Source organism: Pseudoxanthomonas koreensis (genome assembly GCF_010093225.1).
Taxonomy (GTDB): Bacteria; Pseudomonadota; Gammaproteobacteria; order Xanthomonadales; family Xanthomonadaceae; genus Pseudoxanthomonas; species Pseudoxanthomonas koreensis.
In genome coordinates, this window is record NZ_PDWM01000001.1 from 12319 (window position 1) to 36649 (window position 24331).

Here is a 24331-nt window from a genome sequence, read left to right on the forward strand (position 1 = left end):
TTTCGTCACATATTCCGCCGATACTCCCCACCCACGTCATACAACGCATGGCTGATCTGCCCCAGGCTATGCGTCTTGACCGCATCCACCAGCGCCGCAAAGACGTTCCCCCGCCTGCGCGCCGTGTCCTGAAGATACGCCAGGCCGTGGCCGTCGTGGACGGTTTCGGCCAGCCCGCTGCCTGATTCGTCGGCGCCGGCGATGTGGCCGGTGATGGTCTCCCCTTCCGGGGCCAGGCGGTTGCGGTTGGCCTGCCAGCCGGCGACGTTCGCGATCTGCTGAGCCTTCTCGGCCTCGGTGGAGCGGATCAGTTCGATCTCGGTGGCCACTTCGCCGCCGTGTTCCCGGGGCAGGAAGGTGTTGACGCCCACCAGCGGCAGCGAGCCGTCGTGCTTCTTGTGTTCGTAGTACAGCGACTCTTCCTGGATCTTGCCGCGCTGGTACATGGTGTCCATGGCGCCGAGCACGCCGCCGCGCTCGCTGATGGCCTCGAACTCCTTGTAGACCGCTTCCTCGACCAGGTCGGTCAGGTACTCCACGGCGAAGCTGCCCTGCCAAGGGTTCTCGCAGAAGTTCAGCCCCAGCTCCTTGTTGATGATCATCTGGATCGCCACCGCGCGGCGCACGCTCTCTTCGGTCGGCGTGGTGATGGCCTCGTCGTAGGCGTTGGTGTGCAGGCTGTTGCAGTTGTCGAACAGGGCGTACAGGGCCTGCAGCGTGGTGCGGATGTCGTTGAACTGGATCTCCTGCGCGTGCAGGGAGCGGCCGGAGGTCTGGATGTGGTACTTCATCATCTGGCTGCGCTCGTTGCCGCTGTAGCGCTCGCGCATGGCGCGGGCCCAGATGCGGCGGGCGACGCGGCCGATGACGGTGTACTCCGGGTCCATGCCGTTGCTGAAGAAGAAGCTCAGGTTGGGCGCGAAATCGTCGATGTGCATGCCGCGCGCCAGGTAGTACTCGACGATGGTGAAGCCATTGCTCAGGGTGAAGGCGAGCTGGCTGATCGGGTTCGCCCCGGCTTCGGCGATGTGGTAGCCGGAGATGGACACCGAATAGAAATTGCGGACCTGGTGGTCGACGAAGTACTGCTGGATGTCGCCCATCATGCGCAGGGCGAACTCGGTGCTGAAGATGCAGGTGTTCTGGGCCTGGTCTTCCTTGAGGATGTCGGCCTGCACGGTGCCGCGCACGGTCTTCAGGGTTTCGGCCTTGATCTTCGCGTAGGTCTCCGCATCGAGCAGTTGCTCGCCGGTGATGCCGAGCAGGCCCAGGCCCCGGCCGTCGTTTCCGGCCGGCAGGTCGCCGTGGTAGCGCGGACGCTCGCGGCCTTCGAAGAAGGCGTCGATCTTCTTCCGCGCCTGCGCCCAGCGGGTCTCGTCGGCCTTGAGGTACTTCTCCACCTGCTGGTCGATGGCGGTGTTCATGAACATCGCCAGGATGATCGGTGCCGGGCCGTTGATGGTCATCGACACGCTGGTGGTCGGCGCGCACAGGTCGAAGCCGGAGTACAGCTTCTTCATGTCGTCCAGGGTGGGGATGTTGACCCCGGAGTTGCCGATCTTGCCGTAGATGTCCGGGCGCGGCGCCGGGTCTTCGCCGTACAGGGTGACCGAGTCGAACGCGGTGGACAGGCGCGCGGCCGGCTGGCCGGCGGACAGGTAGTGGAAGCGGCGGTTGGTGCGCTCGGGCGTGCCTTCGCCGGCGAACATGCGGATCGGGTCTTCGCCGGTGCGCCGGTACGGGTAGACGCCGCCGGTGTAGGGGTAGCTGCCGGGGAGGTTTTCCTTGCCGAGGAAGGTCAGCAGTTCGCCCCAGCTGCGATAGGTGGGGGCGGCGATCTTGGGGACTTTCTGGTGGCTGAGGGATTCGCGGTAGTTCTCGACGCGGATGGTCTTGTTGCGGACCTGGTATTCGGTGACGTCGTCGGTGATGGACTTCAGGCGCTGCGGCCATTCGCGCAGCTGGCGCAGGGATTCGCTGGAGAGCGACTGGATGGCGTCGTTGTAGCGCTGGCGCAGGGTCAGCAGCGAGCGGTCGCCCTCCCCCTGCAGGTCGGCGCTGTCGTACAGCGCGAGCGCGGCCGGCAGCTTCGCATCGCCCAGGTCGCGCAGCGACTCCCAGTAGGACTGGGCGCGGCTGGCGGTTTCGGCCTCGCTCTCGATGCGGCGGTTGATGCCCCTGCCCTGCTCGGCGATCTCGGCCAGGTAGCGCACGCGGGCGCCGGGGATCAGAACGGTGGCGCGCGGCTCCTTCAGCGAGGTGTCGATGACCGGCTGGAAGTCGCAACGGTTGCCCTCGCCTGCGCCTGCACCGGTCTTCTCCCGCAGCAGCCGGCACAGGTTGGCGAACATCCAGCTGATGCCGGGGTCGTTGAACTGGGAGGCAATCGTCGGGTAGACCGGGATGTCCTCATCCTTCACCGTGAACGCGGTGCGGTTGCGCTTCCACTGCTTGCGCACGTCGCGCAGGGCGTCTTCGGCGCCGCGGCGGTCGTACTTGTTGAGCACGATCAGCTCGGCGTAGTCGAGCATGTCGATCTTCTCGAGCTGGCTGGCCGCGCCGTAGTCGGAGGTCATCACGTACATCGGGAAGTCGACCAGGTCGACGATCTCCGAGTCGGACTGGCCGATGCCGGCGGTCTCCACCAGCACCAGGTCGAACGCCAGCGACTTGAGGTAGGCGATGCAGTCCTTGAGCACGGCGTTGGTGGCCACGTTCTGGCGGCGGGTGGCCATCGAGCGCATGTAGACGCGGTGGCTGCGCAGCGAGTTCATGCGGATGCGGTCGCCCAGCAGCGCGCCGCCGCTGCGGCGACGGGTCGGATCGACCGAGACCACCGCGATGCGCATGGCCGGGAAGCTGGACAGGAAGCGGTTGAGCAGTTCGTCGGTGACCGAGGATTTGCCGGCGCCGCCGGTGCCGGTGATGCCGATGACCGGGGTGCGGCCGGCGGCGAGCTGCCATTGCTTGCGCAGCCTGGCCAGGTCGGCGTCGCCGTATACGCCGTCTTCGATATCGCTGAGCACTCGTCCGATGTCGATTTCGCCCTCTGTAGGAGCCCCATTCATGGGCGACCCGACGCCCGCATGCATCCCGGCGTTCGGCAGCGCACCCGAAGCATCCGACGGCGCCGCCAGGCGCCCATCCCGCGCCGCGCCGGCGCGGGCGACGACGTCCTCGATCATCTCCACCAGCCCCATCTTCATGCCGTCGTTGGGGTGGTAGATGCGCTCGACGCCGTAGGCCTCCAGTTCGCGGATCTCTTCGGGGGTGATCGTGCCGCCGCCGCCGCCGAACACGCGGATGTGCGCGGCGCCGCGCTCGCGCAGCATGTCGACCATGTACTTGAAGTATTCGACGTGCCCGCCCTGGTAGCTGGACAGGGCGATGGCGTCGGCGTCCTCCTGCAGCGCGGCGCGGACCACGTCCTCGACGCTGCGGTTGTGGCCCAGGTGGATGACCTCGGCGCCCTGCGCCTGGATCAGCCGGCGCATGATGTTGATCGCCGCGTCGTGGCCGTCGAACAGGCTGGCGGCGGTGACGAAGCGCAACGGCGTGGCGTCGGGCTGCGCCTGCGGAGTCGTGTCGGGGGAACGCGGGCTGGCGGAGGTGCTCATTCGGGCGCTGCTGGAATCAAGGACTTGAATCCCGATTCTAGTACTTTCACCGGAAACCGAGCAGTGCGCTGGAGCCGGCTTCCCGCGGGACGTGCCTGCTCCATGCCGACGCCCCCCTGTAGGAGCCCACTTCAGGGGGCGACCCCGCGAACGCATGCCAATGCGGTGTTCAACAGCGCGCTCCACTGGGCCCCGCGTTGTCCGCGACGACGCCAGGCGCCTGCCAGGTCGCCCCCTGAAGTGGGCTCCTACAAGGGGATGCGCGGGACGGGGTGAGCCGTACGCGGGCGCAGGGGGCGCCGGGTCGCGGGGCTGGGGTTAGAATGGCGCCCGCGACGCATGCCCCCTCCCCCCGGCCACGTCGCTTTTTTGTTTTCCGGACCCGGTGCGAGCCGGGCAAGCCACAGGGTACTGTCGCGCGCCACCTGCCGCATGCGCGACACGACGCGGAGCCAGCCGATGCTTTTCGAAACCCTCGCCACCTCCGGCCATGAACAGGTCGTTTTCTGCAACAACCCCGAGGCGGGCCTGAAGGCGATCATCGCCGTGCACAACACCGTGCTCGGCCCGGCCGTGGGCGGTGTGCGCATGCGCCACTACGCCAACGAGGCCGATGCCGTAAGGGATGTCCTGCGCCTGAGCCGGACGATGACCTACAAGAACGCGCTGGCCGGGCTCCACATCGGCGGCGGCAAGGCGGTGATCCTGGGCGACCCGAAGACGGCCAAGACCGAGGTGCTGTTCCGCGCCTTCGGCCGCCAGGTCGAGGCGCTGGGCGGGCGCTACATCACCGCCGAGGACGTGGGCACCGACGTCAACGACATGGAGCAGATCTACCTGGAGACCGAGTTCGTCACCGGCGTGCACCAGGTGCACGGCGGCTCCGGCGACCCGGCCCCGTTCACCGCCTACGGCACCCTGCAGGGGCTGATGGCCTCGCTGCAGCGCAAGCTCGGCCACGAGGAGGTGGGCAAGACCAGCATCGCGGTGCAGGGCCTGGGCCACATCGGCATGGAACTGGTGAAGCTGCTCAAGGAGCGCGGCGCCAAGCTCTACGCCACCGACCTGGACCCGACGCTGGTCGAGCGCGCGGTGGCCGAGTACGGGGTCGAGGCGGTCAAGCCCGACGAGATCTACGACGTGGCCGCCGATGTGTTCGCGCCCTGCGCGATGGAGGGCGCGATCGATGCCGCCATCCTGGAGCGGCTGAAGGTGAAGATCGTCTGCGGCTCGGCCAACAACCAGCTGGCCAGCCATGCCGTCGGCGACGAGCTGTACCGGCGCGGCATCCTGTACGCGCCCGACTATGCGGTCAACGCCGGCGGGGTGATGAACGTGTCGCTGGAGATCGACGGCTACAACCGCGAGCGGGCGATGCGGCTGATCCGCAGCATCTACTACAACGTGGCCAGGATCTTCGACCTGTCCGAGCGCGAAGGCATCAGCCCGCAGTACGCCGCCGACCGCATCGCCGAAGCGCGCCTGCAGGCGATCGGCAAGCTGAAACTGCCCTTGGGCCGCACCCGTCCGCGGATGAACCACCTGCGCGGCGAGCGCTGACGCACCCGGGGGATTTGCTGCGGGCGCACGTGTCCCCGGGCGCTGCCGGGCCTACAATGGGTTCATGTGAAACCATCAGGGGACCCCATGCGAACGTTCCAGCTGGGAGAGGAAATCGACGCCCTGCGCGAGGCCGTGCGCCGCTTCGCCGAGGCGGAGATCGCGCCGCGGGCGGCGGCCATCGACGAGGAAAACGCCTTTCCGCAGGACCTGTGGCCCAAGCTGGGCGAGCTGGGCCTGCTGGGCATGACCGTGGATCCGCAGTACGGCGGCAGCGGCATGGGCTACCTGGCCCACCTGGTGGCGATGGAGGAGATCTCGCGCGCTTCCGGTTCGGTCGGCCTGAGCTACGGCGCGCACTCCAACCTGTGCGTGTCCAACCTCTACCTCAACGGCAACGACGCCCAGCGCGCGAAGTACCTGCCGAAGCTGTGCAGCGGCGAATGGAAGGGCGCGCTGGCGATGAGCGAACCGGGCGCCGGTTCGGACGTGGTCGGCTCGATGCGCTGCGCCGCGCAGTTCGTGCCGGACCGGGGCACCGACGGCGCGTGGGTCGCCAACGGCAGCAAGATGTGGATCACCAACGGCCCCGAGGCCGACGTGCTGATCGTGTACATGCGCACCGCCGGCAAGGAGGCGGGCAGCCGCTGCATGACCGCGTTCCTCGTCGAGCGCGGAATGAAGGGTTTTTCCACGGCGCAGAAGCTGGACAAGCTGGGCATGCGCGGTTCCAACACCTGCGAGCTGGTGTTCGAGGACTGCGAGATCCCCGCGGCGAACGTGCTCGGCGAAGTGAACCAGGGCGTGCGCGTGCTGATGCGCGGCCTGGACACCGAGCGGCTGGTGCTCAGCGGCGGCCCGATCGGGCTGATGCAGGCGGCCATCGACATCGCCCTGCCCTACGTGCGCGAGCGCCGGCAGTTCGACGCGGCCATCGGCACCTTCGGCCTGATGCAGGGCAAGCTGGCCGACATGTACACCGCGCTGCAGTCCTCGCGCGCGTTCGCCTACCAGGTCGCGCGCGATTTCGACGCCGGGCTGTCCTCGCGCGCGGCGGCGGCCGGCTGCCTGCTGCACGCGTCCGAGGCGGCGGTGCAGGTGGCGCTGGAAGCGATCCAGTCGCTGGGCGGCAACGGCTACATCAACGAGTTTGCTACCGGCCGGATCCTGCGCGACGCCAAGCTCTACGCCATCGGCGCCGGCACCAACGAGATCCGGCGCATGCTGATCGGCCGCGAACTGTTCGAAGGCAAGGCCTGACCGACCTGCCCTCCTCGCCGCCGCCCGTGTAGGAGCCCACTTCAGGGGGCGACCCGAAGACGCATGGGCGCAGCCACGTTCAACGAGATCCATCCGGAGGTTCCACGTTGAACGCGGCACCTCCCTACCGCGTAGGGTCGCCCCCTGAAGTGGGCTCCTACAGAGGAGCGGCGGCGCCGGTCAGAAGCCGACGGCGTAGCGCAGCGAGGCCATGCCGGCGTCGCCGCGCGGGCCGAAGCGCTGGTCGTAGCCGAACGACAGCGCCGAGCGCGGCGTCAGCCAGGCCCGTGCCGCCACCCCGAACAGCCCGCCCGACAGCGCCGGATCGGTCGCCGCCAGCGGCGACCACGCATCCACGCCGACGAAGCTGGCCGACAGCGACAGTCCGTCGCTGGCCAGGGTCTGCTGCCATTCGGCATAGCCGTCCAGCTCGAACGCGCCCCAGGCACGCTGCAGCCGCAGGCCGGCGATCGCCTGCGAACGGCTGGCCACGTTGCCGTCGTTGCGCAGGCCGAAACCGGCCGCGCCGGCCTCGCGGAAGCCGTCGCTGGCCACCCGCGCATGCTCGGTGACCAGGTACGGCACCAGCGCGACGCCACCGGCGTCGAAACGGTATCCCGCCTCCAGCCCGGCGCTGCTGAAATCGCCGTCGTAGTCGCTGTGCAGCCCGAAGCTGGAAGCGCCCAGCAGTAACTGCCGGTCGATCTGCCGCTGCCACTGGCCGGCGCCGAAGCGGCCCAGCACGTAGCCCTGCCCCCACTGCCGGCCCAGGTACAGCTGCGCCTGTGCCTGGCGTTCGCGGCTGCGGTCGACCAGCCCGTCGAAGCGGCTGTCGCTGCGGGTCTCGCCGAAGGCCAGGCCGGCGATGGCGCCGTCCCCGGCGAAGTCCTGCCCGGCCAGCCAGCCGCTGTACTGCGCATCGGCGCCGGTGCCGGCCGAGCCGCTGCCGGCCAGGCCTTCCATCCAGGCACCGGTGCGCTGGCCGCCCGATGCCAGCGCGTCGAAGCGCGTGGACAGCGTGCGCCGGCCCAGGTCCATCGTGTCGAAGGTCGCCGCCAGCGCCGCCGCATGCACTTCGCCGGACAGGCTGCGCAGCGAGGCGCGCGCGGTGTCGGCGCGGGTGATCTGCTGGAAATCCCCGGCGATGCGGATGAAGCCGTCGTCGATGCTGCCGTGGCCGCCGTCCTGCTGCGCGTCGATCCCGTCGAAGGCCGCCTCCACCCGCTGCGCCGCACCGATCGCGGCCGGAGTGATGTCGGCCAGGCTCGCCGCGGCGACGCTGACGTCCAGGCGGGTGATGTCCATCCACGCCGAGTTGGCGCTGTAGCCGAGGGTGGCATCGAGGAAGATGCTCGAGGCCGCGCCCACGCCGCTGAAGCGGCCGGTGAGGCCGCCGTCGGCGGTCAGCACGTATTCGCGCGCCTGGGCGACGTAGCCGCTGCGCACCCCGGACACGTGGACGTCGCCGCCTTCGATCGTCGCGGTGCCGTCGACCAGCAGTTGGCCGTAGCCCAGGATCATCGACAGCCGGCCACCGGCCTTCTGCACATAGTTGCCCTCGACAGTGAAGCCGCCGCGGCCTGCGCTGGCGTCGTCGATCTGGACCACGCCGGCGTTGCTCAGGTCCGCGCCCAGCCAGGTGGTCCCGGCCAGGCGCCCGCCGGCGGCCACGGTGACGTCCGAATAATGCAGGTCGCCCTGGATGCTCAGGGTGCCACCCTCGATCCGGGTGTCGCCGCGGTAGTCGAGGTAGAGGCCGGCGTTGCCCAGGGTGAGCGTGCCGCTGCCACGCTTGACCAGGCCGCCGTCGCCGGTGATCCCGTTGCTCCAGGTCGATGAGCCGGAAAAATCCACGGTGACATCGCCCCAATTGAACTGCGACGGCCCACCCAGGGCCTTGCCCAGGTTGAGCAGGCCATAGCCGAACACCGCGTCCACCCCCGGGTCGCCCAGGTCGGTGGCGTTGCCCAGCAGGGTCTGCCTGATCAGGTCGTTGTTGAAGTACGGGAATTTCTCCCACAGCACCGCCGCCGCGCCGGACACCAGCGGCGCGGCGTACGAAGTACCGCTGCCGTAATAGAAGGTGATGTTGTCGGCCGTATCGTTGTGGCCGCTGAACACCACCGTGCCCGGGGCCACCAGGCAGTAGTTCATCGCCAGCCCGCAGGCGTTGGAGTAGTACATCAACTCGGTCGGGTTGGACGTGTCCAGGGCGGCGACCGCGAGCCAGCCCTGCTCCAGGTCCGCCGCCGGCAGGGTGTTGCCGGGACCGGGCTGGCTCGGCAGTGCGGCCATGTTGGTCGGGTCGGCGCGGCTCTCGTTGCCGGTGGCGAACACCACCAGCCCGTCGTAGTCCTGGATGAAGAAGCGGTACTCGTCGGCGATCGGGGCGGTGGCGCTGGTGCGGGTCCAGTACAGCCCGCCCCAGGAGTTGTTCATGATCCGCATGCCGCGTGTGGCCAGGTCCTGGTTGATCGACTTGATGCCGATCGCACCGGTGACCTCGTTGCCCTGCCCCGAGCCGTCGTCGGTCGGCCGCTCGTCGTTGATGATGCGCGCCGAAAGGATCGACGCGCCCGGGGCCACGCCGCCGGGCCAGGTGCCCAGCGCCGCGCCGGCGGCAAGCTGGGCAACGGTAGTGCCGTGGCCGACCTTGTCGTCCACGCTCATGTCGTTGGTGCTGGTGTTGACGTAGTTCAGGTTCGCCAGCACGCGCCCGGCCAGCGCCGGATGGTTGCGGTTGACGCCGCTGTCGATCACGCCGATGCGGTAGCCGGCGCCGGTGTAGCCCTGGCGCTCGGCGGCGGTGGCATGGGTCAGGGTCAGGTGCGCGTCGGTGGGCGGCTGGACCAGCGGCGGCGGAGAGGTGGTGGGCGGCGAAGTCGGGGGTGAGGTCGGCGCCACCGGCGGGGTCGACTTGCTGTTTCCACCGCCGCACGCGGCCAGGCCCGTCGCCAATGCGCCCACGATCGCCACCGCCAGCAGCGACCGTGCCATGCCGGCACCCGCCGCCCCCCTGCCCAGAATGTGCATCGGATCACCCATTTGCTCGGTTTCCGGCGCCCGCCGCCCGGATTTCCCGTTGACCCGGTTCTATACCGCAATCGGGCCCGGGCTGTCGCCTGCCCGCGCGGACGGTGGCACACCGGTGCCGGCGCCGCGATAATCGGGGTTCCCCACGCGAGGTCCAGTCCCATGTCCGACATCGTCATCGCCGCCGCCAAGCGCACCGCCATCGGCTCCTTCCTCGGCCAGTTCACCGGCGTGCCGACCCCGACCCTGGGCGCGACCGCCATCGCCGCCGCCCTGGAGCAGTCCGGCATCGCCGCCGCCGACGTGTCGGAGGTGATCATGGGCTGCGTGCTGCCGGCCAACCTCGGCCAGGCCCCCGCGCGCCAGGCCGCGCTGGCCGCCGGCCTGCCCACCAGCGCCGGCGCCACCACCATCAACAAGGTCTGCGGCTCGGGCATGAAGGCGATCATGCTCGGCCACGACCTGATCAAGGCCGGTTCGGCCAGCATCGTCGTCGCCGGCGGCATGGAGTCGATGACCAACGCACCGCACCTGATCCCCAACTCGCGCACCGGCAACCGCTACGGCGGCTTCCAGGCGGTCGACCACATGGCCTGGGACGGCCTGACCAGCCCGTATGACGGCCAGGCCATGGGCGTGTTCGCCGAGGCCACCGTGGCCAAGTACGGCTTCACCCGCGAGGAGCAGGATGCGTTCGCGATCGAGTCGGTCAAGCGCGCCCAGGCGGCGCAGGCCGGCGGCGCATTCGACGGCGAGATCGTCCCGGTCAAGGTCGCCACCCGCAAGGGCGAGGTCGAGTACGCCAGCGACGAGCAGCCCGGCAGGTCGGACGTGGCCAAGATCCCCACGCTGAAGCCGGCGTTCAAGAAGGACGGCAGCGTCACCGCCGCCAGCTCCTCCTCCATCTCCGACGGCGCGGCGGCCACCGTGCTGATGTCGTCCGCGGAGGCCGCCAAGCGCGGTGTGCAGCCGCTGGCGAAGATCGTCGGCCACCAGACCTTCTCGCACCAGCCGGAGTGGTTCACCACCGCCCCGGTCGGCGCGATCAGCACCCTGCTCGACAAGGTCGGCTGGTCGGTCGCGGACGTGGACCTGTTCGAGATCAACGAAGCCTTCGCCGTGGTCGCGATGGCGCCGATCAAGGACTTGGGCATTCCCCATGCCAAGGTCAACGTCAACGGGGGCGCCTGCGCCCTGGGCCATCCGATCGGTGCCTCCGGCGCCCGCCTGGTGGTCACCCTGGTCAATGCCCTGCGCAAGCGGGGCCTGAAGAAGGGGGTCGCCGCGCTGTGCATCGGCGGCGGCGAAGCCACCGCGATCGCGGTCGAGGTGGTGTAACCGTTTTTCACCTGCCTTTGAAGAACATGACCAAACCGGCGCTTGACAGCTGACTCCGGCTTGTCATCATGTTGCCGGCGCGCAATGGCGCGTTGCCCAAACTAACGACGAGGAACATCCAATCATGAGCATCAACAAGCTGCTGATCGCCCTGGCCCTGGGTCTGGCCCTGGCCGCGTGCTCGAAGCAGGAGCAGGCTGCCGACGCCGCCGCCGCCGCTGACGCCGCCGCCGCCGAGGCCCAGGCTGCCGCCGATTCGGCCGCTGCCGCCGGTGCCGAGACCGCCGACGCCGCCCAGGGCGCCGCCGACGCCGCCGCTGCTGCTGCCGACACCGCCGCCGATGCCGCGGCCGATGCCGCTGGCGCCGTGACCGACGCCGCCGCCGACGCTGCCGCCGCCACCGCCGACGCCGCCCAGGACGTCGCCGAGCAGGCCAAGGACGCTGCCGAGGAAGCCAAGGAAGAAGTCAAGCAGTAATCTGCTGACCTTCCAGTTGTACAGGGAAAGCCGCCGGGAAACCGGCGGCTTTTTCTTTGCCTGGCTCTCCCGCCCGGCCGCACTTGCTGCGCCGCCAGAAGGCGCATCGCGGCCGCTGCCGTATCCTTCGGGCACCAACACCCCAGGATGCCCATGCCCGCCCTCCGCAGCCAGCTTGACTCGCGCTCGCCCGAGTTCGCCGCCCATGCCGCCCACCACCGCCAGCTCGCCCAAGAGCTGGAGCGCCGCCTGCGGCGTGCCGCCGACGGCGGCGGCGAGAAGGCGCGGCAACGCCACACCGAGCGCGGCAAGCTGCTGGCCCGCGAGCGCATCGATGCCCTCCTCGACCCCGGTTCGCCGTTCCTGGAGATCGCCCCGCTGGCGGCCGAGGAGATGTACGACGCCGCCGCGCCCGCGGCCGGGATGGTCTGCGGCATCGGCCGGGTGATGGGCCAGGAAGTGGTGGTCGTGGCCAACGACGCCACGGTCAAGGGCGGCACCTACTTCCCGATGACGGTGAAGAAGCACCTGCGCGCTCAGGAGATCGCGCGCGAGAACAACCTGCCCTGCATCTACCTGGTCGACTCCGGCGGCGCCTTCCTGCCGCTGCAGGACGAGGTGTTCCCGGATCGCGAGCATTTCGGCCGGATCTTCTACAACCAGGCGCGGCTGAGCGCGGACAACATCCCGCAGGTGGCGGTGGTGATGGGCAGCTGCACCGCCGGCGGCGCCTACGTACCGGCGATGTGCGACGAGTCGGTGATCGTGAAGAATCAGGGCACGATCTTCCTCGGCGGCCCGCCGCTGGTGAAGGCGGCCACCGGCGAGGTGGTCGATGCCGAGTCGCTGGGCGGCGCCGACGTGCACACGTCCGTGTCCGGCGTGGCCGACCACTACGCCGAGGATGACGCCCACGCGCTGCAAATCGCGCGCGGCATCGTCGGCCACTTCAACCGCAGGAAGGTGGTGCCGGTGGCCGTGCGCGAGCCGTGCGAGCCGCTGTACCCGGCCGAAGAGCTGTACGGTATCGTCCCGGTCGACACCCGCCGCCCGTTCGACATCCGCGAGGTGATCGCGCGGCTGGTGGACGGCAGCGAGTTCGAGGAATTCAAGGCGCGCTACGGCAAGACCCTGGTCACCGGCTTCGCCCACCTGCACGGCTATCCGGTCGGGATCGTCGCCAACAACGGCATCCTGTTCTCCGAGAGCGCGCTCAAGGGCGCGCACTTCATCGAGCTGTGCAACCAGCGCGGGATCCCGCTGGTGTTCCTGCAGAACATCACCGGCTTCATGGTCGGCAGGAAGTACGAGAACGCCGGCATCGCCAGGGACGGAGCGAAGATGGTCACCGCGGTGGCCTGCTCGAGCGTGCCCAAGTTCACCGTGGTCATCGGCGGCAGCTTCGGCGCCGGCAACTACGCCATGTGCGGGCGCGCCTACGGGGCGCGCTTCCTGTGGATGTGGCCGAACGCGCGGATCAGCGTGATGGGCGGCGAACAGGCCGCCAGCGTGCTGGCCACGGTGCGTCGCGACGGCATCGAGGCCGGCGGCGGCCAGTGGAGCGCGGAGGAAGAGGAAGCGTTCAAGGCGCCGGTGCGCGAGCAGTACGAGCACCAGGGCAGCCCGTGGTACGCCACCGCGCGGCTGTGGGACGACGGCATCATCGATCCGGCCGACACGCGCCGGGTGCTGGGGCTGGCGCTGTCGGCCTCGCTCAATGCGCCGATCGAGCCGGCGCGCTTCGGCGTGTTCCGGATGTAGTGCAGCGCACGCGGCCACGCCGCGACCGGCACACTCGCCACCGCATCGGCCTGGAGGGGAATCGATGGACCTGCAACTGCAAGGCAAGCGCTGCGTGGTGCTCGGCGGCAGCCGCGGCATCGGCCGCGCGATCGCGCTGGGGCTGGCGGCCGAGGGCGCCGACGTGGCGGTGTGCGCGCGTGGCGCCGACGCTCGTGGCAAGGGTGCGCTCAACGAGGTCGAGACCGCCCTGCAGGCGCATGGCCGGCGCGTGCACGTGCGCCCCTGCGACCTGGGCGAGGCCGCGTCGCTGGCCGACTTCCTCGACGGCGTGCGCCAGGCCTTCGGCGGCGTCGACGTGCTGGTCCACAACGCCTCGGCGCTGGCGCTGGGGCCGTCGCTGGCCGATTTCGAGGCCAGCCTGAAGCTGGACGTGATGGCCGCCGCGCGCGCCTGCGACCAGGTGATCCCGTGGATGAAGGCCGCCGGTGGCGGCAGCATCGTGCTGGTGGCGTCGATCTCCGGGCTGGAGGCCAGCCCGGGGCCGGATTTCGGCTACGCCTCGGCCAAGGCCGCGCTGATCGCCTACGCCAAGAAGCTGTCGATCTTCCACGGGCCGGACCGGATCCGCGCCAATGCCATCGCGCCCGGCTCGGTCGAGTTCGACGGCGGGCTCTGGGACCAGGTGCGCCGGCAGGACCCGCCGCGCTACGAGGCGGTGCGCGGCAGCATCCCCTGGGGCCGGATGGGCACGCTGCAGGAGATCGCCGACGTGGCCGTGTTCCTGGCCTCGCCGCGCGCGCAGTGGGTGACCGGCGCGTGCGTGCCGATCGATGGTGGGCAACACAAGGGGATGCGTTGAATTCGCATGGCCATCCGCCCGTTCCACACCCTCCGTCGCTCCGCCGCGCTGCTCCTGGTCCTGGCGCTGGCTGCCTGCGCGCGCCCGGCGACCGAAGCACAACGGGCCACCGATGCAGCGACGGCGGGAGCGGCGCAAACGCCGGCGGGAGCGGTCGCCAGCGGCCGCTATCCGGACCTGTTCGTCGAAGCCGGCTACCCGCGCGAGGAGGTCGACGCGCGGCTGCAGGCCGCGTTCGCGCAGCTGTTCCACGGTGATGCGAAGGAACAGCTGGTCTACTACGAGACCGGCAGCAATGCACACGGCCCCATGGCCTACATCCACGACGTCAACAGCGGCGACGTGCGCTCGGAAGGCATGTCCTACGGCATGATGATCGCGGTGCAGATGGACCGGAAGCGCGAGTTCGACGCGATCTGGAACTGGGCGATGGCCCACATGTACCAGGTCGATCCGGCGCACCCGGCGCTGGGCTACTTCGCCTGGTCGGTGCGCACCGACGGCGTGGCCAACGACGAAATGCCCGCGCCCGACGGCGAGGAGTACTTCATCACCGCGCTGTACTTCGCCGCGCAGCGCTGGGGCGATGGCGAAGGCCTGTACGACTACCGCGCCCACGCCGACCGCCTGCTCGGCGACGTACTGCACCGGCAGCGGATCACCGGGCCGACCGCACGCGGCGAGATGGCCGCAGGCAACCTGTTCGACCATGAGGCGAAGATGGTTCGCTTCACGCCGGACCTGGTGAGTGCCGCGCACACCGACGCCTCCTACCACCTGCCCGCTTTCTACGAGGTCTGGGCGCGGGTCGGGCCGCAGGCCGACCGGGCGTTCTGGAAGGAAGCCGCGCAGGCCAGCCGCGACTATTTCGCGAAGGCCGCGCACCCGGACACTGCGCTCACGCCCGACTACGGCAACTTCGACGGCACGCCATGGGCCGCGCCGTGGCGACCGGAAGCGGTGGACTTCCGCTACGACGCCTGGCGCAGCGCGATGAACTGGTCGGTGGACTGGTCGTGGTGGGCGCGCGACCCGCGCCAGGTGGAGATGAGCAACCGGCTGCAGGCGTTCTTCGCATCGCAGGGGATGGCCGGCTACCAGAGCCTGTACACGCTCGACGGCACGCCGCTGGGCGGCGGCCAGGCCACCGGGCTGGTGGCGACAAACGCGGTCGCCAGCCTCGCCGCCGACCATCCGCGCCGGCTGGATTTCGTGCGCGCGCTGTGGGAACTGCCGGTGCCGGAAGGGCAGCACCGCTACTACGACGGGATGCTGTACATGATGGCCCTGCTCCACTGCAGCGGCAAGTTCCGCGCCTGGCTGCCGGCGGATGCGACGCCACCGGCAGCTGCGGCCCCCGTGGCCGATGCGGCGCCCTTGTAGGAGCCCACTTCAGGGGGCGACCCGGGATGACCGGAATGCAGCGTCGCTCAAGGCGGCGGTTCCGGAGGCGATGCGTTGAACACAGCTTCTTCCTGCGCCCGCGTCGCCCCCTGAAGTGGGCTCCTACAGGGAGCCCGGCGACGGATCAGTGCTGCTTCGGCCCGGGGTCGCAGCTGTCGTTGTCGCAGCCGCCACAGGCCAGGGTGGCGCTGCCGCGGCCCGGGGGCGCGATCCGGCGCGCCAGCGCACGCATCCACGCCGGCCTGCCTTCGCGCACCAGCGGTGCGGCCAGCGCCAGCCGCGCCTTGCGCAGCGTGCCCGGCAGCTGCTTCTTCGCGAAGACCCACAGCGCCACGATCACTATCGCGCCGACGATCGCGTACTGCAGCCACATCGGCACGGCCGCGCTCCCCTAGCCCGCCCCCAGCCGCACCGCGACCTGGTAGGTCAGCAGCGAAGCCAGGTAGGCCAGCGCGAACAGGTAGCCGGCGGCAATCGCCATCGTCTTCCACGAGCCGGTCTCGCGCTTGATCGCCGCCCAGGTGGCGATGCACTGCGGTGCGTAGATGAACCACACCAGCAGCGACAGGCCGGTGGCCAGCGACCAGCCGTCCTGGATCAATGGCGTCAGCGCCAGGGTAGCGGCCTCGTCGTCGGCGGCCGACAGCGCGTAGACGGTGGCCAGCGAGGACACCGCCACTTCGCGCGCGGCCAGGCCGGGGATCAGCGCGATGCAGATCTGCCAGTTGAAGCCCAGCGGCGCGAACACCACCGCCAGCGCGTGGCCGATGCGGCCGGCGAAGCTGTAGTCGATCGCCGGCATCGTCGCGTCGGCCGGCGCGGCCGGGAACGACAGCAGCACCCACAGCAGCACGGTCAGGGCGAAGATGATCCCGCCCACGCGCTTGAGGAAGATCATGCCGCGCTCGTACAGGCCGATCCCCAGGTCGCGCAGGTTGGGCAGGCGGTACGAGGGCAGCTCCAGCATCAGCGGGTGCTCGCCCTTGTCGCGGCGCCACTTCTTCATCACCCACGACACCGCCAGCGCGCTGAGGATGCCGGCCATGTACAGCCCGAACAGCACCAGCCCCTGCAGGTTGAACCCGCCCCAGACCTCGCGCGAGGGAATGAAGGCGCCGATCAGCAGCGCATACACCGGCAGCCGCGCCGAGCAGGTCATCAGCGGCGCCACCAGGATCGTGGCCAGGCGGTCGCGCGGGTCCTGGATGCTGCGCGTGGCCATGATCCCCGGGATCGCGCAGGCGAAGCTGGACAGCAACGGGATGAACGAGCGCCCGGACAGGCCGGCGCCGGCCATCAGCCGGTCGAGCAGGAACGCCGCGCGCGGCAGGTAGCCCGATTCCTCCAGCGCCAGGATGAAGGCGAACAGGATCAGGATCTGCGGCAGGAACACGATCACCCCGCCCAGGCCGGCGATGATGCCGTCCACCAGCAGGCTGGCCAGCGGGCCCTCGGCCATGCGCGAGCCCACCCATTCGCCGAGCGCGGCGGTGCCGGCTTCGATCAGGTCCATCATCGGCGTGGCCCAGGCGTAGACGGCCTGGAAGATCAGGAACATCACCACCGCCAGGGTCAGCAGCCCGAACAGCGGATGCAGCAGCCAGCGGTCCAGGGCGTCGTCGACCTTCGCCGTGCGCGTGGGCATCGACACCGTGGCAGCGAGCAGGCGCCGGGTCTCGGCGTGCAGGTCGGCATCGTCGGCCAGTTGCACCCCGGGCGCATGCAGGTGCGCGGCCAGCTGGTCGATGCCCTCGACCAGCGCGCGCGCGCCGTGGTGGCGCCCCGCCACCGTCTCCACCACCGGCACGCCGAGCTCGCGCTCCAGCGCTTCGCGGTCGATGGCGATGCCGCGCCGCGCCGCCGCGTCGCTCATGTTCAGCGCCACGATCATCGGCTTGCCCATCTGCCGCACTTCCAGCACGAAGCGCAGGTGCAGGCGCAGGTTGGTGGCATCGACCACGCACACCAGCACGTCCGGGGCCGCTTCGCCCGGGTAGAAGCCGCGGCACAGGTCGCGGGTGATCGCCTCGTCCAGGCTGGCAGGCTTGAGGCTGTAGGCACCGGGCAGGTCGAGCACCGCGTAGCTGCGCCCGGACGGCGAGTGCAGCCGGCCTTCCTTGCGCTCGACGGTCACGCCGGCGTAGTTGGCGACCTTCTGCCGGCTGCCGGTGAGCTGGTTGAACAACGCGGTCTTGCCCGAATTCGGGTTGCCCAGCAGGGCCAGGCGCAAGGTGTCGGTGGCGGCGCTCATGTCGTCGCCTCCCGCATGCCCGTCACCCGAATGCCCGCCACCCGCACCCGCGCCGCCTCGCTGCGGCGCAGGGCGAAGCGCGTATAGCCGACCTGGACCAGCAGCGGCTCGGCGCCGAACGGCCCCCTGGCGACGACCTCGACCTGCTCCCCGGCAACGAAGCCCAGCTCGCGCAGGCGGCGGGCGATGGCGTCGTTGGGCTGGTGGTCCTCTACGGACTCGACGGTGACGGGGGTGCGTGGCGGCAGCTCGGACAGCGTCACGGGGGGCATCAGGCGGTCTGGCTTATCAAGAATTGTTCTCAATTGTACCATTCCCGGCACGGCCGGGGCCGGGCGCGCGCCGCGCTGCGTCATGGTCGATGCCGTGCCGGCGGCTATCATCCATGGCCTTGATCCATCGGGACCGACCATGGCCGAACCGCTGCTGACCGAACGCGCCGGGCCGGTGCTGCGCCTGCGCCTGAACCGGCCGCAGCTGCACAACGCCTTCGACGCCGCGCTGATCGCCGCGCTCACCGCAGCGCTGGAGGCCGCCGGCGCCGACCCCGGTGTCCGCGTGGTGGTGCTGGAGGGCGAAGGCGCCTCCTTCTCCGCCGGCGCCGACCTGCAGTGGATGCGCGGCATGGCCGCCGCCAGCGAGGACGAGAACCGCACCGACGCCCTGGCCCTGGCGCGGCTGATGCGCACCCTGGACGAACTGCCGCGGCCGACCATCGCCCGGGTGCACGGACCGGCCTTCGGCGGCGGCGTGGGCCTGGTGGCCTGTTGCGACATCGCCATCGGCACCCCGCAGGCGCGCTTCGGCCTGACCGAAAGCCGGCTGGGCCTGCTGCCGGCGGTGATTTCGCCCTATGTGGTCGCCGCGATCGGGCCACGCCAGGCGCGGCGCTGGTTCGCCACGGCGCAGATGTTCGACGCCGGTGCCGCGCTGGGCATAGGCCTGCTGCACGAGGTCGTGCCCGCCGACGCGCTGGATGCGGCGGTGGCCGCGCAGGGCGCGCTGCTGTGCCGCGCCGCGCCGAACGCGGCGGGGCTGGCCAAGGCGCTGGTGCGTCAAGCGGCGCACCCGGGCGAGGCCGCGGCCTGCGACCGGGCCAACGCCGACCTGATCGCGCGCCTGCGGGTGTCCGCGGAAGGCCAGGAAGGCATCGGCGCCTTCCTCGAAAAGCGCGCCCCGGCCTGGGCACCCGGGGAATGAACCCCATGCCCGCACGCTTCGCCCGCCTGTGCCGCGGCACGCCCGTGCTCCCGGCCTGACGCCTCCCGGCCCGACTTCCAGGACCCCATGTTCGAGAAGATCCTCATCGCCAACCGCGGCGAAATCGCCTGCCGCATCATCCGCAGCTGCCGCCGGCTGGGCATCGCCAGCGTGGCGGTATATTCCGACGCCGACGCCAACGCGCTGCACGTGCGCCTGGCCGACGAAGCGCACCGCATCGGCGGCAACGCACCCGCAGACAGCTACCTGCGCGGCGAGGCGGTGATCGAGGCGGCGGTGCGCAGCGGCGCCCAGGCCATCCATCCCGGCTACGGCTTCCTGTCCGAGAACGCGGATTTCGCCGAGGCGGTGGCCGCGGCCGGGCTGGTGTTCATCGGCCCGCGCGCGGAATCGATGCGGCGCATGGGCAGCAAGGCCGGCGCCAAGCAACTGATGGCCACGGCCGGGGGGCCGGTGGTGCCCGGCTACAACGGCGAGGACCAGAGCCTGGCCACGCTCTCGCGCGAGGCCGCGCGGACGGGCTTTCCGCTGATGGTCAAGGCCGCCCACGGCGGCGGCGGCAAGGGCATGCGCGTGGTCCACCGCCTGGATGATTTCGTGCCGGCGCTTGAGAGCTGCCAACGCGAGGCGCGCAACGCCTTCGGCCGCGACCGCGTGCTGCTGGAACGCTACGTGGCCACCCCGCGGCACATCGAGATCCAGGTGTTCGGCGATGCGCATGGCGAGGTGATCCACCTCAACGAGCGCGAATGCTCGGCCCAGCGCCGCTACCAGAAGGTGCTGGAGGAATCGCCCTCGCCGTTCCTCACCCCGGAGCTGCGCGCGGCCATGGGCCAGGCCGCGGTCGCCGCCGCGCGCGCGATCGGCTACGTCAACGCCGGCACGGTGGAGTTCATCGTCGACGCCGACGGCAACTTCTATTTCATGGAGATCAACACCCGGCTGCAGGTCGAACACCCGGTCACCGAGATGGTCACCGGCCTGGACCTGGTCGAATGGCAGCTGCGCGTGGCCGCCGGCGAGCCGCTGCCGCTGCGGCAGGAACAGGTGCCGCAGGAAGGCCATGCGATCGAAGTGCGGCTGTACGCCGAAGACCCCGACGCCGGCTTCCTGCCCGCCTCCGGCACCCTGCGCGCGCTGGAACTGCCGGCGCCGTCGCCGCGGGTGCGGGTCGATGCGGGAGTGGAGGCCGGCGACACGGTCACCGTGTTCTACGACCCGATGATCGCCAAGCTCATCGTCCACGACGCCGACCGCCCGCGCGCGCTGTCGCGGCTGCGCGCGGCGCTGGCCCGCTGCCATGTCGCCGGCACGAAGACCAACCTCGCCTTCCTCGAGGCGCTGGCGCGGCATCCGGCCGTGGTCGAGGGCCGGATCGACACCGGCTACCTGGACCGGCACCTGGACGAATTCCTGGATACCGGTGCGGCACTGCCCTCCCCGCTGCTGGCGGCCGCCGGCACCGCCCTGCTCCTGCGCGCACAGGCCCGCGAGGCCGGCTCGGCCCGCGGCAGCGGCGACCCGGCTTCGCCGTGGGCGGTCGCCGACGGCTGGCGCCTGCACGGCCGCGCGCCACGGCGGCCGCGCCTGCAGGCCGGCGGCCAGGTGCACGAACTCCACGCCCGCGGCCATGGCGGCGACTGGCAGGTGGCCGTGGCCGAGGCCAGCCATGCGGTGGCCGGCGCGCGCCTGGCCGACGGCCTGCTCGACCTGCGTATCGACGGTCAGGGGCACAGGCTGGCGGTCTTCATGGAAGGCGACCTGCTCGAACTGCACGACGGCCACCGCCGCGCGCAGCTGCGCCTGCTGCCGGCCGAGCGCGGCGAAGGCACCGGCGGCGGCGCGGGCGACGGCCGGGTGCTGGCGCCGATGCCCGGCCGGGTGGTACTGGTGAAGGCCAGCGCCGGCCAGGCCGTGGTTGCCGGCGCCGAGCTGCTAGTGATGGAGGCGATGAAGATGGAGCTGACGGTCAAGGCACCGCGCGACGGCATCGTCTCCGAACTGCGGGCGGTGGCCGGCGATTTCGTCGAGGCCGACGCGGTGCTGGCGGTGGTCGCGCCGCCGCCGGACGGCGCGGCGGCAGGCACGGCGCCAGGCACGGCGGAGGAGCAGGCATGAGCGACTTCGTCCGCATCGTCGAGGTCGCCCCGCGCGACGGCCTGCAGAACGAAGCGGCGATGGTCGCCACCGCCGACAAGATCGCGCTGGTCGACCGGCTCTCGGCCACCGGCCTGCGCAGCATCGAGGCGACCAGCTTCGTCAGCCCGAAGTGGGTGCCGCAGCTGGCCGACGCGGCCGAGGTGATGGCCGGCATCCAGCGCCGTCCCGGCGTGTCCTATCCGGTGCTGGTGCCCAACCTGCAGGGCTACGAACGTGCCCGCGCCGCCGGCGCCGACGAGGTGGCGGTGTTCACCGCCGCGTCCGAGGCCTTCAACCGGCGCAACATCAACGCCTCCATCGACGAGTCGATCGAACGCTTCGCACCGGTGCTGGCGCAGGCGCGGCAGGACGGCGTGCGCGTGCGCGGCTACGTCTCCACCGTGCTCGGCTGTCCCTACCAGGGCCAGGTGCCACTGGCCGACGTGGTCCGCGTGGCTGCGCGCCTGCACGCGCTGGGCTGCTACGAGGTCTCGCTGGGCGACACCATCGGCGTGGGCACGCCGCTGAAGGCGCGGGCGATGCTGGACGCGGTCGCCACCGAAGTGCCCATGGCTGCGCTGGCCGTGCATTTCCACGACACCTGGGGCCAGGCCCTGGCCAACGTCGCCGCCTGCGTCGAAGCCGGCGTGCGCGTGGCCGACGCGGCCGTGGCCGGGACCGGCGGCTGTCCCTACGCCAAGGGCGCCAGCGGCAATGTTGCCAGCGAGGACCTGGTGTATATGCTGCACGGCATGGGGATCGAAACGGGGATCGACCTGGAGGCGCTGGCCGCGACCGGCCGCTGGCTGGCATCGCGCCTGGGCCGGGACACCGGCAGCAAGGTCGGGCGGGCCCTGGCGGCCGCATGAGCGCCGCCGGCCAGGGCGTCTCCGGGTCCACGCAGGGCGTGGAACCGGAGGCGGTTTTGGCCGCACTGGCCGCGGCCCTGCGCGATCCGTCGCTGGCGCCTGGCATGCGCCGCCTGCTGCAGCAGGCCCACGACACCCTGCACCAGGCCCTGGCCGAGGGCGAGTCGGCGCGCCTGCGCTACCACGCCCTGTTCGACGCGGTGCCCGACCCGGTCAGCATCCTCAGCGAGACCGGCATCGTCCTGGACCTCAACAAGGCCGGCATCCGCGCCTACCACCGACCGCGCGAGGAAATCGTCGGCCAGCCGATCGAGGTGCTCAATCCGGACCTGCCACCGGACCACCTGATGCCGGTCTGGGAAACGCTCAACCGCGGCGAGACCTACGTCATCGAAGTCACCAACATGCGTGGCGACGGCAGCCGCTTCCCGGTGGAAGTGCATTCGGCCGGCTTCCGGCACGGCGGACGGCGCTGCATCGTGGCGGTGGCACGCGACCTGAGCAGCCGCTGGCAGGCCGAGTCGCGCTACCGCCTGCTGATGGAGTCGATCGACAAGGGCGTGCTGCTGCTGGACCGCCAGCTGAACCTGCTCTCGGCCAATCCGGCCGCGCACCGCATCCTCGGCCCGGGCGTGGAAACCGACGTGCATGCGCAACCGCGCGAATGGACCATCGTCGACGAACACGGACGCGTGTTGAGCGAAGACCAATGGCCGACCCAGCGTTCGCTGGCCACCGGCCAGATCATCCCCAGCACCACCATCGGCCTGCACCACCTGCCCAGCGACCGCATGGTCTGGATCTCGGCGACGACGGTGCCGGTGTTCTCGTCCGGGCGCGACGAAGCCGACCACGTGTTCGTGCTGTTCAGCGACATCACCGAGCTCAAGCGCGACAGCACCCTGTTCGACCGCGCCCAGTCGCTGGCCCACATCGGCGGCTGGGAGTGGGACCGCGGCCGCCAGCGCCTGTACCTGACCGGCGAGGCCTCGCGCATCATCGACCTGGAACCGGGCCGGCGCGGCATGGACGAACTGATGGAGCGGCTGCGCCCGCGCGACCGCCACCTGCTCGACGAGGCGCTGGAAGACGCCTTCGCCCGGCGCTCGCCATTCGACCTGGAACTGCAGGGCCAGCGCGGCGACGGGCACAGTTTCTGGATCCGGATCATCGGCGAGGTCGAGCCCGGCAACCATGTCTCGCCGCGCATCGCCGGTACCCTGCAGGACATCACCGAGCGCAAGCAGGCCGAGGAGACCCTGCGCATCCAGGCGCGCACCGACCCGCTCACCGGCATCCTCAACCGCGATGCGATCCTGGGCGAACTGGACGCGCGCCTGCGCGAACCGGCGCAGGCCGCGGTGGCGGTGCTGTACATCGACCTGGACCGTTTCAAGACGGTCAACGACGTGCTCGGCCACGGTGCCGGCGACGACCTGCTGGTGCGCACCGGCCAGCGCATCGCCCACGCCATCGGCACCGAAGGCCTGCTCGCCCGCTTCGGCGGCGACGAGTTCCTGGTCCTGTGCGACGGCAACGACCCGGAACAGGCGCCGCACCTGGCCGAGGCGATCCTGCAGTCGCTGGTGCCCCCGTTCCTGTTCGGTGAGGACGAGTTCACGGTCAGCGCCAGCATCGGCATCGCGTACGCCCCGGCCGACGGCACCCGGCCACAGCAGCTGATCCAGAGCGCCGACATCGCCATGTACGACTGCAAGCGCCGCAGCCGCAACGGCTGGCAGGTGTTCACCCCGGACCTGGCGCAGAAGCAGCAGGACCGGCTGCAGATCGAGACCCAGCTGCGGCGCGCGCTGGACAACGCCGAGTTCCGCCTCGTGTACCAGCCGCAGGTGGACCTGCGCCACGGCCAGATCGTCGCCGCCGAAGCGCTGATCCGCTGGCAGAGCCACCAGCTGGGCGAACTGCGCCCGGACCTGTTCATCAGCCACGCCGAAACCACCGGCGACATCGTCCGCATCGGCGACTGGGTGCTGCGCGAGGCCTGCCGCCAGGTGCGCGAGTGGCGCGAGCAGGGGCTGGGCGTCGTGCGCGTGGCGATCAACGTGTCTTACCGCCAGTTCGTCGCCGAGGACCTGGCGGTGAAGGTCGGCGAGACCCTGCGCGAATTCGACCTGCCCGGCTCGGCGCTGGAGCTGGAGTTCACCGAACGGGTGCTGATCGAGGATGCACCGGCGACCCTGCGCACCTTCGCCGAGCTGCGGCGGATGGGCGTGGTACTGACCATCGACGACTTCGGCGAGGGCTACAGCGCACTCAACTACCTGCGCCGGCTGCCGATCCACGGGCTCAAGCTGAGCCAGCTGTTCGTCGAGGGCGTGCCGGAGAACCGCTCGGACGTGGCCGTGTGCGAGGCGGTGAGCGCGATCGCACGCAGCCTGGGCCTGGGCCTGGTCGCCGAGGGCGTGGAACTGGAGGCGCAGCGGCGCTTCCTGCTGGAGCTCGGCGTCCCCGTCGGCCAGGGCTTCCTCTTCGCCCCCGGCCTGCCCCCCGACGAACTGGCCCACCGCATCGCCACCAGCCAGGGCGCCTGATCCGCGC

The 24331-nt window shown here is 70.6% G+C and carries 16 protein-coding genes; 11 read left to right on the forward strand and 5 right to left on the reverse strand.

The genetic code is table 11. The annotated features are described in order from the left end of the window. Positions 1 to 5: 5 nt before the first annotated feature. Positions 6 to 3617 (reverse strand): methylmalonyl-CoA mutase family protein, encoded by a 3612-nt coding sequence (locus CSC64_RS00060; protein WP_162433283.1) that lies wholly within the window; start codon positions 3615 to 3617, stop codon positions 6 to 8. Positions 3618 to 4076: 459 nt separating this feature from the next. Here CSC64_RS00060 and CSC64_RS00065 point away from each other — a divergent pair, with 459 nt between their 5' ends. Continuing rightward, on the forward strand, positions 4077 to 5177 hold the full coding sequence (locus CSC64_RS00065; protein WP_162433284.1) for a Glu/Leu/Phe/Val family dehydrogenase: 1101 nt from the start codon (positions 4077 to 4079) through the stop codon (positions 5175 to 5177). Between the two features lie 87 nt (positions 5178 to 5264). After that, positions 5265 to 6437, forward strand: a complete 1173-nt coding sequence (locus tag CSC64_RS00070; RefSeq protein WP_162433285.1) for an acyl-CoA dehydrogenase family protein — start codon at positions 5265 to 5267, stop codon at positions 6435 to 6437. A gap of 180 nt (positions 6438 to 6617) precedes the next feature. Here the strand turns inward: CSC64_RS00070 and CSC64_RS00075 are convergent, their stop codons facing one another. Beyond that, a complete protein-coding gene (locus CSC64_RS00075; protein WP_162433286.1) occupies positions 6618 to 9434 on the reverse strand; it encodes a S8 family serine peptidase in 2817 nt (938 codons plus the stop codon). A 198-nt stretch (positions 9435 to 9632) separates the two neighbouring features. Here CSC64_RS00075 and CSC64_RS00080 point away from each other — a divergent pair, with 198 nt between their 5' ends. The 5 genes from CSC64_RS00080 (at position 9633) to CSC64_RS00100 (ending at position 15271) form a co-directional block, all read left to right on the forward strand. Further along, the gene (locus CSC64_RS00080) at positions 9633 to 10808 is read left to right on the forward strand and encodes a thiolase family protein (protein WP_162433287.1); all 1176 of its coding nucleotides are present in this window, start codon (positions 9633 to 9635) and stop codon (positions 10806 to 10808) included. A 124-nt stretch (positions 10809 to 10932) separates the two neighbouring features. Next, positions 10933 to 11286 (forward strand): hypothetical protein, encoded by a 354-nt coding sequence (locus CSC64_RS00085; RefSeq protein ID WP_162433288.1) that lies wholly within the window; start codon positions 10933 to 10935, stop codon positions 11284 to 11286. A gap of 153 nt (positions 11287 to 11439) precedes the next feature. Further along, a complete protein-coding gene (locus CSC64_RS00090; protein ID WP_162433289.1) occupies positions 11440 to 13047 on the forward strand; it encodes a carboxyl transferase domain-containing protein in 1608 nt (535 codons plus the stop codon). A 64-nt stretch (positions 13048 to 13111) separates the two neighbouring features. After that, positions 13112 to 13888, forward strand: a complete 777-nt coding sequence (locus CSC64_RS00095) for an SDR family NAD(P)-dependent oxidoreductase (RefSeq protein ID WP_162433290.1) — start codon at positions 13112 to 13114, stop codon at positions 13886 to 13888. A 6-nt stretch (positions 13889 to 13894) separates the two neighbouring features. Beyond that, positions 13895 to 15271, forward strand: a complete 1377-nt coding sequence (locus CSC64_RS00100) for a family 8 glycosyl hydrolase (RefSeq protein ID WP_162433291.1) — start codon at positions 13895 to 13897, stop codon at positions 15269 to 15271. Positions 15272 to 15416: 145 nt separating this feature from the next. Here CSC64_RS00100 and CSC64_RS00105 read toward each other — a convergent pair whose 3' ends face one another. The 3 genes from CSC64_RS00105 to CSC64_RS00115 are packed head-to-tail and all read right to left on the reverse strand — an operon-like array spanning position 15417 to position 17806. Continuing rightward, a complete protein-coding gene (locus tag CSC64_RS00105; protein WP_162433443.1) occupies positions 15417 to 15665 on the reverse strand; it encodes a DUF6587 family protein in 249 nt (82 codons plus the stop codon). An 18-nt stretch (positions 15666 to 15683) separates the two neighbouring features. Further along, on the reverse strand, positions 15684 to 17543 hold the full coding sequence (feoB, locus tag CSC64_RS00110) for a ferrous iron transporter B (RefSeq protein WP_162433292.1): 1860 nt from the start codon (positions 17541 to 17543) through the stop codon (positions 15684 to 15686). Next, positions 17540 to 17806 carry a FeoA family protein gene (locus CSC64_RS00115; protein WP_162433444.1) on the reverse strand — a complete coding sequence of 89 codons (267 nt, stop codon included), beginning with the start codon at positions 17804 to 17806 and terminating at the stop codon, positions 17540 to 17542. Before CSC64_RS00115 ends, feoB begins: the two co-directional genes overlap by 4 nt. 148 nt (positions 17807 to 17954) lie before the next feature. On the opposite strand from CSC64_RS00115, the gene CSC64_RS00120 reads away from it, so the two are divergent. The 4 genes from CSC64_RS00120 (at position 17955) to CSC64_RS00135 (ending at position 24324) form a co-directional block, all read left to right on the forward strand. Further along, entirely contained in the window at positions 17955 to 18743 is a 789-nt protein-coding gene (locus CSC64_RS00120) for an enoyl-CoA hydratase-related protein (protein WP_162433293.1), read from the forward strand. 87 nt (positions 18744 to 18830) lie between these two features. Continuing rightward, entirely contained in the window at positions 18831 to 20882 is a 2052-nt protein-coding gene (locus CSC64_RS00125) for an acetyl/propionyl/methylcrotonyl-CoA carboxylase subunit alpha (RefSeq protein ID WP_162433294.1), read from the forward strand. Next, positions 20879 to 21772: a hydroxymethylglutaryl-CoA lyase gene (locus CSC64_RS00130; RefSeq protein WP_162433295.1), complete on the forward strand. Its 894-nt coding sequence runs from the start codon at positions 20879 to 20881 to the stop codon at positions 21770 to 21772. Before CSC64_RS00125 ends, CSC64_RS00130 begins: the two co-directional genes overlap by 4 nt. Next, on the forward strand, positions 21769 to 24324 hold the full coding sequence (locus CSC64_RS00135; protein WP_162433296.1) for a sensor domain-containing protein: 2556 nt from the start codon (positions 21769 to 21771) through the stop codon (positions 24322 to 24324). The genes CSC64_RS00130 and CSC64_RS00135 overlap by 4 nt, the downstream gene beginning before the upstream one ends. Positions 24325 to 24331 lie beyond the last annotated feature (7 nt).